Below are 13,312 nucleotides of genomic sequence, written 5' to 3'. Positions count from 1 at the left end.
ATGAAAAAATATCTGCATATCATTTTAGCCTCATCGGTTTTGGGTGTGGCCATCCTCATTGCCTTTTGGCTGTTTTCCCAGCCGGTCACGGCCAGTGTGGAAAAGAAGGCCCGTATCGACATGCCGGTTTCCGTTGAGCCGGTGAAGGCCGGGACATATACTGCTTCGATTCAGGCTTTCGGCAAGGCTGTGCCGTACTGGAAAACGGACATCGTGTCCGCTGTGTCAGGCCGCCTTGTCGAACTGGCCCCGGCGTTTGATGCCGGACGAATTGTCCCCAAAGGGGACTTGCTCGCCAGGGTGGAAGATGTGGGATACCGCTCGGAGCTTGCGGCGCGCGAGAGGGAATTGGCCGATGCAAAGCTTGCGTATGTTCAGGAGCAACACCGAGTGAAGCAGGCGGAAAAAGACTGGAAACGAATGGGACAGGCCCGGCACCCCGCATCACCGCTGGTGTTGCGCAAGCCACAACTTGAAGCGGCCCTTGCGCAGGTGAAGGCAGCCGAAGGCGCGGTTGCCAAGGCTCGGAATGACTTTCAGAACACGTTGATCGTGGCTCCTTACGATGCGGCTGTTATCGAACGCAAGGTTGCTCTGGGAACATATGTGACTGCGGGTACAGTGGTTGGCAGTGTGTACGGGGCGGATCGGGTTGAAGTGCGTTTTCCCTTGACCGAACAACAGTGCTCATTGCTCAACCTCGACGCAATGGGCGAAGGATCTCGTTTTGGTGCCAAGGTCCCCATGACCTCGGTCACGGATTCGCGCGATACATGGGTGGGCACCCTTACGGGACTGGAATTGCAAATATCCGACACAACACGTCAACGCATAGCCATCGTCATGGTGGAGAATCCGTTGGATGGTAGCCAGCCTCTTTTGCCCGGCACTTTTGTGCGGGCCGAGGTCCCCGGTGCAATGGTAAAGGACACTTTTGCGGTGCCGGAAAGCTCTCTGACTCAGGCCGGTGATATTTGGTATACGGACAATGGGAACTCACTTCGTCGCATCAAACCTGAAGTCCGCTTCCGCCGAAACGGTAAAGTATTCATTCGGGCACCGGAGGACTTGAAAGCCATGAATGTCGTGGTCCGGCCATTGAATTCCTACCTGGAAGGCACTTCGGTCAGCCCCAAACAAAGCGAGCTGTCCCATGAATAAGAAAAATATGGGCGGCATGATCGCATGGTTCGTCCAGAACCCCATCGCAGCCAATTTGTTGATGTTGCTGGTGCTGTTTGGTGGCGTGTTCACATCCATGGATCGCCCCCTGCAGGCTTTTCCTCCGTTTCCGCCAAAAAAAGTAACCATCTCCACGGCATACCCCAGCAGCTCTGCCGAAGTGGTGGAAAGAGGCGTGACCGTTAAGATCGAGGAAGCGGTCAATGGTTTGACCGGCATCAAGGAGATCACCAGCACTTCGGATCGGAACGGCTCCACCGTCGTGGTAGAAACGAAACAAGGGTACTCGCTTGATAAAATGATGCGGGACGTCAAACGCAAGGTCGACGCCATTGCCACTCTGCCGAGCCTTGCCGAAAAACCGGTCATCTCGCAGGAAGAGTGGAACGAACATGTCATGTACGTCAGCATATATGGTCAGGTCAGGCATGATACGCTTCGTCAGTTGGCCGACAAGGTTCGGCAAAAGCTTCTTGCGCAGGGCAGCATCAACAAAGTCGAGTATATCGGGCGACGGGTTCGTGAGATCGCCATTGAGATTGATGAAGCCTCGTTGCAGGCATACGGATTGACCTTGCGGGACGTGGCAACGGGCATTGCCAAAGAGTCGATAAGCGATTCCGGTGGTGAACTGCGGACAAACATGTCGACCATTACCCTGCGGGCAGACCGTCAAGCATATGGTGAAGATGAATTCCGTAATATTGTCATCCTGACCACTGCGGACGGCGCGAATCTCACATTGGGCGATATAGCAACCGTCAGGGATACTTTTGAAGAAGACCTCGTCCGGACGAGGTTTCAAGGACAACCCGCTATTACACTTCAGATAGTGGACGCGGGCGGCACAGACGTGACCAAAGCGGCTATCGAGGCCCGGGAGGTGGTGCAGGGATTGGTGGACTCCGGCCAAATTCCGCAAGGGGTTGGGATCAAGCCCTGGTACGATCAAAGCCAATATATTCAGGACCGTGTTTCCCTGCTCTTCAGCAATGGCTTGAGCGGTATCCTGTTCATTGTTGCCATACTGGCCCTGTTCCTCAATCTTCGTCTGGCTCTCTGGGTCTCTTTGGGCATACCCATCTCCATTGCAGGGACGCTCATCATGATGGGAGATAGTTTCCTTAACTATACCATCAACGAAATGACGACCTTCGGTTTCATCGTGGTGCTTGGTATACTGGTAGATGATGCTGTCGTCATCGGCGAGAATATCTTCACCACTCGAAAACGGGAGGGAGATACCACGGCAGCGACCATCGCAGGGGTGTCTGAAGTGGCTACGCCTGCGACCTTCGGCGTGTTGACAACGGTTGCGGCGTTTATGCCTCTGGCGTTCATCAAAGGGGAGTTCGGCCAGATTTTCGGCCAGTTTGCTGTGGTGGTCGTTGTGGCTCTCTGTTTTTCGTTGCTGGAGTCGAAGTTCATCCTGCCTGCACACTTGAACCACGTGAACGTGAATTCTACGGCAAAACCTAATGTGTTGGTGCGCCCGCTGGCAAAACTCCAGGGGTGGGTGGCCCACGGGCTCGATCTGTTCAATGAAAGAATATACGTCCCGTTCATGCAGCGGGTGTTGAATATGCCCGGAGTGGCGCTGGCTGTATTTCTCGGTTTGCTCATTTGCGTCTTTGCCCTCGTTGGCAGCGGCAGAGTGCGTTCTGTCTTTTTCCCCAACATTCCAGGGACCCTGTTGACCGCATCCATCACAATGGATCAGGAAGCTGGCGAGGCCCTGGCAATGAGTAACGCCTTGCATATCGAGTCCGAACTCGTTCGCCTCAATGAGGAGTGGAAGGAAAAATATGGCATGGAGTCCGCACCTGTTACGGACATACAGACCAACCTCAGCAGCGCGACTTCCTTCACCGTAACCGGGAAACTCGATCTCGAGCCGGAGTCGGAGATCACGGCTGTGGACATGATCAAAGAGTGGAGCACGGCCGTTGGGCCTTTGGAAGGCGTGGATGTCTTTAACTACAACTCCACCGGCTGGGACATGGAAGATATCTCCATCAACATCAGCGGGCGTGAACAGGCTACGCTTCAGGCTGCCGCAACCAGATTGAAGGAACGGCTTCGTCAATACTCCGGCGTCAACAACGTCAGGGATGACAATAAGCCGAACCAGCCGCAGATTCGTTTTACCCTCAAGCCCGAAGCCCGCAATCTCGGCGTCACGCTCGACGATCTGACCTCGCAGTTGCGAGGAGGGTTCCAGGGGTACGAGGCGCAACGTTTCCAACAGGGACGCGACGAGGTCAAGGTACAGGTGCGCTATCCTGCGGACCAGCGTCGGTATATCGAAGACCTGAAGCGGACGCGTATCCGTACCGCTGCCGGTGCGCTTGTTCCCTTGAGCGTGGTTGCGGAACTCGAGCCCGGCTACGCGGCGGTGGAGATTCATCGTCGTGACGGCAACCGGGTTACCACCGTAGTGGCAGATACGGACAAGACCGTGACTTCTCCCAGTCAGGTGTTGGCAGATTTGCAGGAAAAACTATTCCCTCAGCTCCGCCGGGAGTTCCCGGATATCGGTTTTGCCTTCTCCGGCGAAGTACAGGAAGAGTCCGAAGCTTCATCATCCCTGTGGGGGGCGTTTGTCCTGACCATGGGCGTGATTTATGCCTTGCTTGCCGTGCCGCTCAAGTCCTACACCAAGCCACTGTTCATAATGGCAGCCATTCCGTTCGGGTTTATCGGTGCCGTCGGCGGGCATTGGCTTTTGGGCTACCCGCTTAGCCTGCTGTCTTTTTTTGGCCTTCTCGCCCTGTGCGGAGTCGTGGTGAACGACAGTCTGTTGCTTGTTACGGAGTATGGGGCTCAGCGTGAACGGGGACTTGGCGTGAATGAAGCCCTCCTTGCCGCGGGTGTGCGGCGCATGCGTTCCATCTTCCTGACATCCATTACCACCTTTCTAGGTTTGGTCCCGCTTCTGGCGGAATCTTCGGAGCAGGCTCAATATCTGAAGCCTGCCGCGGTTTCCATGGCTTACGGTATCCTGTTCGCCACGGTTATCACGTTGATTCTCATTCCCGCGCTCATCCGTTTCTCGGCCAACGTGAAGCGTACGGTCATAGGTAAAAGAGAAGATCGCACGCCCGCCGCTACCGTCCCGGTGATGAATGAGAACTAGGCCGGGGGGGGGGTTAATCATGGTGAAATCTACCCAAGAAAAGTTAGTAAAGCCCCATGGAGTCCATGGGACTTTTTACAATACGGAAGGATACTGAAATGTCTCTGACAACACTCTTGGTCGAGGACGACATGGACCTCGCCGCATCGTTGATCGATTATCTGGAGTTGGAGTCCATAAACTGTGATCATGCCTTCAATGGACTTCACGGCGTGGAACTTGCCTTGGAGAACGCCTATGACGTCATTTTACTGGACATCATGGTCCCCGGACTGGATGGCCTTGGGGTGTGCGAGAAGCTGCGCAGGGAAGGGATTGATACACCTATCCTGATGCTTACCGCGCGGGACACTCTTGATGATAAGGTCGCGGGATTCTCTGCCGGGACGGATGATTATCTCGTCAAACCGTTTGCCATGAAGGAACTCTTATTTCGCATCCGGGCTTTGGCTAAACGAAGAAGCAGTCAGGTGAAAATTTTTACGGTGGAAGATCTGGAAATTGACCTTCATGCCCATGAGGTGCGCCGAGGAGGGGCTGTTATTCATCTGACGCCTACCGAGTGGGAATTGATCAAGGAATTGGTCTCCAAGAGCCCGGAGATTGTGTCACGCCGATCCTTGGAGCGTGCTTTGTGGGGGGATGACGTACCGGAAAGCAACAGCCTGAATGTGCACCTTCACAAGTTACGGCAAAAAATAGATGGCTCTGCATCAGTGCAACTTATTCATACCGCGCCCGGAGTGGGAGTTTCATTGAGAGGCAGCGATGGATAACAAAAAAAGCATCAAGAAGACGATCATCGTGTTTGTGGTGAGTGCGAGTGGATTGCTCGTTTTTTTGTATTCTTTCTTATTGGACGATTATTTCATGACCGGATTGGATGTATCTGTTCAGTCTCGGATGCAATCTGAGGCGAGGGTTTACCAAGATGCTTACTTGGAGGATCCGGATACCCCTCTGCCGAGGTCGGCAAATTTTCGTGTTTATGTCGAGTGGGAGGGTGTCCCGGAATCGGTGCGTGAAAGATTCGTAGGAGTGGAATTGGTCGAAGGCGTTGCCGAATACAGTGAGTGGCGGGATGACGAAACGAACTATTGCATACTCCCCTGGAGTCGATCTGATGGTAACATGCTCTACTTTGTGCTCGAGATTAGTGATGATTTTGCGTCGTCGAACATAGACAGAATGTTCAGATGGCGCATGTATTTCCTCGTGATATCCGGAGTGGCAATCTTTGTCGGCATGGTCGGGATGTCGTTTTTTCTGTTTCGCCGGATCGTGTTGCCTGTCGAGGGCATCAGCCGATGGGCAGGTGAGTTGGACAAGGACAATCTGGATGCGCCGGTGGATTTTACCTATCGGGAATTGAATGAACTGGCTTTTCTCTTTCGGGATACCCTTCGCCGTCAGATGGCGGGGATTGAACGCGAACAAACCTTTCTCCGCAATGCGAGTCACGAGCTTCGCACACCGGTTGCCGTGTTGCAGAACAGTCTGGAGTTGCTTGAACGCCTCGGCGCGGACGATGATTCGCGTTTCAAGACTTCGATGGGCCGCATGAACAATGCCGTGACCAACATGCGTAACTTGATTACGACTTTGCTATGGGTCAGCCGGGAGCAGTCGGATCAATTGGAAAGCAACCACGTGGAGATCGAAAGGTTGGTTTCTTCGATAATCGAGGAGAACGCCTATCTGCTTAAAGGCAAGGGAAACCGGGTCCAGCAGGACTTGGCTTCCGTGTCGCTGGATGCGCCGGAAACCCCGCTGCGTATTGTTTTGAACAACATTATCCGCAATGCGTTTCAGTACACCTTTAGCGGTGTTATTCATATCCGTCTGACCGAGAGTGAATTCTCTGTCGTGAACGACACCCATGCCGAGAATGGCGGGCGGGCCCATAAAGGACATGGGGTCGGGCTGATGCTCATATCACAGCTTGTGGATAAGCTTGGCTGGGATTTGTTCATCGAGGAACAGGAGAAACTCTTTTCGGTCAGATTGAGTCTGAAATAAGCATACCCATGTAAAGTCCCCCATCTTAGGGCCAACTAATAATAGAGACTTCCTGCCGATGGAGATACCCTTTTTTTAGTTTCAGACCTAAGGATGTATTCCTCCAGGCCACCCGTCCCTTACCGCACAGCCGAAAAACCAGGACTTCCGGGCCTTCTCTTCGGCACCATTGAAATTTTTTCCTTACCTTACTTAAGCTGATAGTATTTGTTAATAGCACTATAAGTATCTGAAAAATTGGTGTATTTTTGACTCGACGTGTGTGAATAAATGTGTGATTTCCATTCCGAAATCACCGCAAGACCTCGAAGAACACCAGCTGCCAGCCAAAAGTAACCCCCTGCCATGTTTGAAAAACAAGGCAGAGGGTTACTTTTCAGAAACGTGGTGGGTACTTTTAAGAATCCCCTAGCTCGCTTCGCTCGGGTGCGTGCGGCGCGGAAGGGGCCGTGCGGGACACGTTCCGCCGTGCCGGTTGGCGATTTGGGGCGGAAAAAACGGACAACACAACGTGCCGCGTCACAGAACGAACCAAGCCGTTTTTTCCGCCCCAAATCGCGGGTTTTTTATTGGAATAGTCAGGACTCGATTAGACAAATTTCTCACCGGGACGCAGTCAGAAAACGCTGCAAAGCCAGCTTGTTGCGTACAACCCTCCCGCCCTGCGGCGTTGGGCCACCGTCCCGGAGGGTTCGCGCCGGGCGGCTGACCGCGCGCCGCTGCCGTCCGGCGCGAACACTTCGGAACACCGCCTGTCTGCCCCCCCAATCCCACCGCATAGACCCTCAACGTTCCGCAATCTCCCTCCTCCGTCAACACTCGTCCTCCCGCTCCCGCACGCCCTTCGCGCAGCGACCCAAAAAGTTTGGGAGATTCTTAAGAACCTTTTCCAAAAGGTTCTTAAGCCGTCGGAGACGCCCGCCCGGCGAGGGCATTCCCCCCGCCGGAGGCCACTATTTCCTGGGGTGTGTCTTCCGCCATTGGGCGGGGGTCATGTCGAGGCCGCCTTTGATCCAGAAGCCCCGGCGGTTTTCGCGGGCGTCTTTTTCGGCCTCAAGGAATTGTTCGAAGTATCGGGTATTGGGTTTGACGCGGATGGGGATGGCCAGACCGGCGCGGACGAGTTCCCGGTTGAGCATCCGCCCGTTGTGGTAGACGTAGGCGAGGTGCCGTCCGTAACGGTCCTTGCGTTCCTTGTCGTATTCGAGTTGCAGTGTCTTGTTGAAGCAGAAGCGGACGGTGAATTCCTTGGCTTTTCGGCTGTATTCCTGCTTGTATTCGGGCGCATCCACGCCGATGAGCCGGACTTCGAGGGTGCCGCCCTGGTAGACGACGCGCAGGGAGTCGCCGTCCAGCGCGCCGAGGAATCGGGCGGAGATGGTTTCGGCGGCGGAGGCGGGCGCGGCGCAGAGCAGCGCGAGCAGGAAAAGTCCGAAAAGGCGTTGGGGGGTCAGGGGGTTGCGGTGGCGCATGGAAAGAGCATAGACTGTTTCTTCGAGGGATACCAGCAAGACCGGCCGGGAGGCGCGACATGCAACTGACATTTCTGGTGGACAACAACGCCATGGTGGGCAGCCAATTCCTGGCCGAGGCGGGGTTGTCGATGTTCATCGAGGCGGACGGCAAGCGGGTGCTGTTCGACACGGGCTATTCCGACGCCTTCCTGGTCAACGCCCGGCGCAAGGGCGTGGATCTGCTCGACCTGGACTGGATCGCCCTGTCCCACGGCCATTTCGACCACACCTGGGGGCTGGACATGTTGCTGCGCCTGTATTGCGAATCCCCGGACCGGGAGGTGCGGCGGGCGAGGCTGGTGGCGCACCCCAAGGCGGTGGAGACCAAGCGGCATCGGGGCATCCCGGAGTTCGGCCCGTTGCTGTCGCCGGACAAGCTGGCGAGCTATTTCGATCTGGAGCTGACGGACCGGCCCATGTGGCTGACGGATTCGCTGGCGGCGCTGGGGCAGATCGAGCGGGTCATGGATTTCGAAAGACCGGCGACCTTGGGCGAGCGGCTGGAGGGCGGGGAGTTCGTGCCGGACGACATCCCGGACGACACGGCCCTGGCCTGCGTCACGGACGCGGGGCTGGTGGTCATTGCGGGTTGCGCCCACACGGGCATCTGCAACACGGTGGAACAGGCCCGGCGGGTGACGGGCGTGGACCGGGTGCGCGCGGTGCTGGGCGGGTTCCACTTGCAGAAGGCGGGCCCGGAACGGCTCGGCCCCACGGCGGACTATCTGGCGGCGCTGGACCTGGAGGGGCTGTGGTGCTGCCACTGCACGGACCTGGCCGCCAAGATCGGCCTGGCCGCGAAATGTCCGGTCAGGGAAGTGGGCTCCGGCCTGACCCTGACGTTCTAGGCGGGACCGGCCCGACTTTGCTGTTTTCAGGGCAAGGGACGCACGAAAACGCCCCTTGCCGCATCAATCCTTGTCCTTCACGTCCTTCTGGTATTCGGGGTTGCGGCGGAGGGCGAAGTAGGTGTTGGAGGAATTGTGAATTGTGCCGGCTAGCACCACGAGCCAAGCCAACGCCGCCAGTTCCCAGCTATCAAAAAACCAGAAGAGGCCTCCAGCTACAAGCGTTGCGACAAGAACATCCACAACACAGTGCCAAAGTATGGTGTACGTGAGTTTTGTCATCACCAAGCGTCCTTAGGGCTGGTCAAGATATCCAGTATCGGCCCGACCCTCCCCAATCCTTGTCCCACAGATCTGAGCCCTTTCACTTTGCTGTCTTTCATTAAGCTCCCCAAGATCTCACTCCCCACCGATTCTCCAGCCGGATGGGTCACGCCCTGCACCTTTTGCGCCGGGGTTTTCGCCTTGTCGGCCCAGGGAGGGTTGTTCTTCATCGTGTGAATCCAGCCCGCATACTCCTTGAGATTGCGAACCTGCTCGGCCTTGCCCATCTGCGCCGCGTCCCTGGACGCGGACGGCGGGCGGTTTTCGTGGCCCGAACCCTGGTTGGGGTCGATGCCCTGGCCGCGTTCCTGCCCTCACTTGCCGTTCAGCATTAGGCCAATAAATAGTAATCCAACAAAAAATGAACGACCGTCGCGGGGGCAATGCTCCGTACCCGCATGGTGACCGCCATGAAAATCATCCCGTAAACGAAACAGTCGAGGATATTTCTTACTCCTGTGGACCAATGGATCAGGGCGAAGACAAAGGCCGACGCCAGGGCGATGACGACCGGGTTGCGGGTATACGCCTTGAGGGCGGACAGGGCCAGCCCCCGAAAGATGATCTCCTCGCTCACGGCGACAAGGGCCAGGCCGAAGGTCATGTCCACAAGAAAAATCGCCGACTCCCGGTCGTATTCCACAACGGGCGCTGACCACAGCCCATCCAGCGGTTTGAGAAGGACTTCGCTCACCAGGCAATAGGCCATGGTCATGCCCGCCAGAATCAGCGTCCAGAAAACCAGAGGCCCCTTCCCGTCCAAGGACAGCCCCAGATCCCCGGGCTTCAGGCGTCTTTTGAAGACCAGCACCCCCAGGAACAGGAGAGAAGCCATTCGGCAGGCATAGTCCACCAGCACCCACTGCTCGTAAGAGGAAGCATGGATGTTGGAAAAATCGTTCAAAAAAAAGGGGATGACCGCGATCAGATAGATCATCCCCTTATGGTTGACTGCATTCATGCTTGAACAACTCATGCGCGGCTATCCGCGAGGACCGGAGGCCCCGCTTCGCGGCTTGTCATCATTATCATTCATACCCCACTCACGGAGCAACCTGGTTACTCCCCTGAGGAACTGAACGCCCGTGCTTGCGGGCTTTCTAAACTCTTCTTCCGCCTTCAGCTTCTCCGCATCCTGTGCCGTACTCCGCGATTTCGTGGGAGTCGGTTCTTGTGCGGTCTCTTGCCCCTGGCCACCTTCAGGACCGGAGACTTCCTGTTCACTCTTGCCCGCCCCGCTCTCCTTGGCCGCCTGCGCGCCAACCGGATGGAGCATAGCCTGTCCCTTTTAGACAGGTAAGATATGTGCTCTATCCCTCGGCATGACGCTTATCCCGTATTGTCAACCCGGCGTACAGAATGACAAACACCGCAGGGAAAACGAGAAATACATTGAGTGAACCACTTTGTCCGTGAATCACTACTGTATATCCTATTATATAACACACGGAAAACACACACAGCAAATGAACAATGAACGCTATGACCTTTTTCAAAAATACAGAAATAGCCATTAACAACAATATGAGACTGAATAACAGGCTGACCTCATTTGCGGGCCCGTCGCTTTCTATCATTTTCCCCACCAAAAGACTTCCCGGCAAATAGGTTGAAAAGAAAAGGACAGGCAAAAACCGATCGCGCCAACCGTGCAAAGCGGCGGCGGCAACAGGTGGGGAAGCCAGCAGGAACAACGCCCCGCCAACAAAGCACAAGGCAAACAAAATCACACTCGAATTGCCGGACTTCACTGCGGCAAGCCCCGATAGGAACAACACCGACAACGGGTATATTCCATGTGCAAGGAACAGCCAGCCAAGAATTTTCTGAAGTCTTCCCCCTGACCTGGCGAACAACAGAAATGCACAACTGGTTTCCAGGGAAAACAAAATGATACAATACACTGAAACCCAGTAGGCATTGGGGCTGGCAGAAAGGGATACCGCCTGAAGGCAACTCAGTCCCAACACGATCACGACACACACTTTCGTCAGATAGTTTAGCATGACATTGTCCTGACCGGGCAGCGACGAACCGCTGCCCGGTCATTCGAGGTTATTTCCCGTTCTTTTTTCGCTGATCGCCCCATATTTGAATCGGGGTAACTATCTTGTCCGGAAACCCGGTAAAAGGACCCGCCCACTCTTCGAGCTCCTTTTTAAGCCCTTCTTTGGCCCATTTCTTTTCCGGGTGGCCGTCCTGTTTCCACAGCGGAGGGACGAGGTTCCTGTACGCCCAAGACTCTTCATCGGCCCCGTGTCCTTTCGCTCCAGCCTCTGAAGCGCTCTGCCCCTTGCCCGCCCCGCTCTCCTTGGCCGCCTGCGCGCCCATGGCGAGCAGGGTGCGGGCCGGACCGACGGGCCGTTTCCCGGCGGGCGCAGGCGGGGTCGCGGACTTGGCCGCCTGTTTGCCCGCAGGCTGGTCCGGGCGGCCGTAGTCGTGGTTCAGGGAGACCTTCCTCCCCTCCTCCGCCGGGTCCCAGCCCAGCGGCTTTTCCACGGTCCACCAGTCCAGGGCGCGCTTGTTGCCGTGGAACTTCCTGCCCAGGCTGCCCTCCCTGCGCACCGGCTCCATCACCCACAGGCTGTTGAAAAACGGCGATCTGCTGCGTTGCTGCAAAAAGTTCAAACCCTCGCGTACAGGGAGTACGCTTCGGTCTTGAACTTTTTTTGCGCCTTGCATCTCACCATTTTTGAACAGCCTGTAATTTTGATTCTTCTACGCCTAGAGAACGTGACCTTTCTTGTACGGGTGAATACGTCGGCTTTCAACAAATCGCTCATATCGGTTCTCCTTTTCGTATCGCAAAAACCCTAGAAAACCAACCTTCAGGCTGTCGGGAAATGGTCGGATGCTAGGCGCAAGAACCATCCAGGGCCGAAGCGTATCAAGACATACGCGAGGGGCTGGATGGTTCGCGGCAACGACGCAGACGGCCGTTTCCCGGCAGTCTGAAGGGGCCTCCCCGAAGGGAGGCCCAAGGAAGCTCCATGACTGTTCGGTTGCCGCCCTCCTAGGCGGTGGTCACGGTGACCGTGCCGTCGGTGTTGGCGGCCACCATCAGGTCGATGGCCCCGGCCATGTCCGCGCCGGTGCAGGCGATCACGATGTCGCCGGTATCCAGGTTGTAGTCCTCCACCGCCTGGTCGAAGTAGCCGGACCCGGCCACGGTGGCCGCGTCGTCCTCGGAGCGGTAGATGAACAGCTGCTGGCCGGGGACGCCGCCCATGAGCCGCATGTCTTCACTGATGTATGCCATGTCTGTTTTCTCCTTTTGGGGTTGCTTAAGGTCGGTTGCTGTCGGTTGCGGTCGCCGTCCCTAGAGGATGGCCGCGTCGTCGTCGCACTGGATCTCGACCACGCCGTCCGGGTCGATGAGACAGGCCCCGGCGGACAGCATGTGGTCCACCAGGTGGGCGGCCTTTTCCGGCACCCAGTCCACGAACGCCTGGACCTTCTGGCCCTCGGCCAGACCCGCGGCGTTGCGGTGGTAGACGTAGCACTTGCGCATGCCCGCCTCGTCCAGCGGCAGGCCGGTGTGGAACATCCAGGTGATGCCCAGCCAGGTGCGGGACTCGGTGCCCTTGAGCCAGGCGTACTGCTCGCCCGCGTAGTCGCTGGACTTGAATTCCTGGATGTTCAAGAGCTCGTTCCACTGGTGCGGGCCGACCACGGCAAACCGGTGGCCGTCGTCCGGCACGTCGTTGGCGTTCAGGGTGCCGAAGGCCTGGAGGATCTTGTCCTTGGTCAGGCCGGTGGCGGTCTCGGCGACCACGTTGGTGGCGCCGGTCAGCTTGGTGATGATCAACTCGTCGATCTTGCGGCCCAGCGCCCAGGCGCCCGCGTTGGCGGCCACCTGCTTCTCGTCGCTCTTGTCCTTCAGCTCGTCGAGCTTGTCGATGTACTCGGCGGCGTACCAGTCGGACAGGGTGCAGGAGACGTTGGAATGGTTGAGGTTCATGAGCGGCACGTTGCCGTGGCGGGTCTTTTTCCCGGCCGCGCCCTTGCCGACCTTCTGGAAGACGCACTTGGACCCTTCCACCTCGGTCTGGAGGCGCACGGTGTTGCGCATTTTGGAGCCCTGGGCCTGATAGGCCTGGTGCACCATCTCCACATACTGGGAGACGAAGGCATTGCTGACGGTAGTGGACATCGGTTCTTCTCCTTGTCCGTAACAGGTTCATACGGGCCGGGTGTCCGAATCGCCTTCGCCTGCGGGTGTCCGGGAGCGGGGGCGAACCGTTCGCCCACGCCGCCGGGCCGGGTGCTAGACCTCCGGGCCGGATGGC

Annotated in this window: 13 protein-coding genes; 5 read left to right on the top strand and 8 right to left on the bottom strand. The window is 56.9% G+C overall.

Going from position 1 to position 13,312, the window contains the following annotated elements; all coding sequences use genetic code 11:
- The 4 genes from AWY79_RS03045 to AWY79_RS03030 all read left to right on the top strand — a co-directional run bounded on the left by AWY79_RS03045 (window position 1) and on the right by AWY79_RS03030 (window position 6,337).
- Complete coding sequence (locus AWY79_RS03045; RefSeq protein ID WP_066800103.1) at window positions 1–1,161, top strand: efflux RND transporter periplasmic adaptor subunit; 1,161 nt, start codon at window positions 1–3, stop codon at window positions 1,159–1,161.
- A complete protein-coding gene (locus tag AWY79_RS03040) occupies window positions 1,154–4,318 on the top strand; it encodes an efflux RND transporter permease subunit (protein ID WP_066800100.1) in 3,165 nt (1,054 codons plus the stop codon). Before AWY79_RS03045 ends, AWY79_RS03040 begins: the two co-directional genes overlap by 8 nt.
- Window positions 4,319–4,416: 98 nt before the next feature.
- Window positions 4,417–5,094, top strand: a complete 678-nt coding sequence (locus AWY79_RS03035) for a response regulator transcription factor (protein WP_066800096.1) — start codon at window positions 4,417–4,419, stop codon at window positions 5,092–5,094.
- Window positions 5,087–6,337, top strand: coding sequence for a sensor histidine kinase (locus AWY79_RS03030; RefSeq protein WP_066800089.1), 1,251 nt, complete (start codon window positions 5,087–5,089; stop codon window positions 6,335–6,337). Before AWY79_RS03035 ends, AWY79_RS03030 begins: the two co-directional genes overlap by 8 nt.
- Window positions 6,338–7,290: 953 nt before the next feature.
- Here AWY79_RS03030 and AWY79_RS03025 read toward each other — a convergent pair.
- Window positions 7,291–7,809 (bottom strand): thermonuclease family protein, encoded by a 519-nt coding sequence (locus AWY79_RS03025; RefSeq protein WP_066800086.1) that lies wholly within the window; start codon window positions 7,807–7,809, stop codon window positions 7,291–7,293.
- Between the two features lie 59 nt (window positions 7,810–7,868).
- Between AWY79_RS03025 and AWY79_RS03020 the strand changes: the two genes are divergently transcribed.
- Window positions 7,869–8,699, top strand: a complete 831-nt coding sequence (locus AWY79_RS03020) for an MBL fold metallo-hydrolase (protein WP_066800083.1) — start codon at window positions 7,869–7,871, stop codon at window positions 8,697–8,699.
- Between the two features lie 63 nt (window positions 8,700–8,762).
- On the opposite strand, the gene AWY79_RS03015 is transcribed toward AWY79_RS03020, so the two are convergent.
- From AWY79_RS03015 to AWY79_RS02980, 7 genes are all read right to left on the bottom strand, one after another.
- Complete coding sequence (locus AWY79_RS03015) at window positions 8,763–8,981, bottom strand: hypothetical protein (RefSeq protein WP_066800080.1); 219 nt, start codon at window positions 8,979–8,981, stop codon at window positions 8,763–8,765.
- Window positions 8,981–9,250, bottom strand: a complete 270-nt coding sequence (locus tag AWY79_RS03010; RefSeq protein ID WP_066800077.1) for a hypothetical protein — start codon at window positions 9,248–9,250, stop codon at window positions 8,981–8,983. The genes AWY79_RS03015 and AWY79_RS03010 overlap by 1 nt, the downstream gene beginning before the upstream one ends.
- A 104-nt stretch (window positions 9,251–9,354) precedes the next feature.
- Entirely contained in the window at window positions 9,355–9,960 is a 606-nt protein-coding gene (locus AWY79_RS03005; protein ID WP_158509846.1) for a CPBP family intramembrane glutamic endopeptidase, read from the bottom strand.
- 373 nt (window positions 9,961–10,333) lie between these two features.
- Window positions 10,334–11,029 (bottom strand): hypothetical protein, encoded by a 696-nt coding sequence (locus AWY79_RS02995; protein ID WP_066800068.1) that lies wholly within the window; start codon window positions 11,027–11,029, stop codon window positions 10,334–10,336.
- Between the two features lie 49 nt (window positions 11,030–11,078).
- Window positions 11,079–11,600, bottom strand: a complete 522-nt coding sequence (locus tag AWY79_RS02990) for a hypothetical protein (RefSeq protein ID WP_158509845.1) — start codon at window positions 11,598–11,600, stop codon at window positions 11,079–11,081.
- Between the two features lie 436 nt (window positions 11,601–12,036).
- The gene (locus tag AWY79_RS02985) at window positions 12,037–12,282 is read right to left on the bottom strand and encodes a hypothetical protein (protein ID WP_066800062.1); all 246 of its coding nucleotides are present in this window, start codon (window positions 12,280–12,282) and stop codon (window positions 12,037–12,039) included.
- 60 nt (window positions 12,283–12,342) lie between these two features.
- The gene (locus tag AWY79_RS02980; RefSeq protein WP_066800059.1) at window positions 12,343–13,176 is read right to left on the bottom strand and encodes a phage capsid protein; all 834 of its coding nucleotides are present in this window, start codon (window positions 13,174–13,176) and stop codon (window positions 12,343–12,345) included.
- Window positions 13,177–13,312 lie beyond the last annotated feature (136 nt).

It is taken from the genome of Pseudodesulfovibrio indicus, assembly GCF_001563225.1.
Lineage (GTDB): Bacteria > Desulfobacterota > Desulfovibrionia > Desulfovibrionales > Desulfovibrionaceae > Pseudodesulfovibrio > Pseudodesulfovibrio indicus.
The sequence above is the reverse complement of the archived record's forward strand: the minus strand, read 5'-3'. Positions and strand labels throughout refer to the sequence as shown.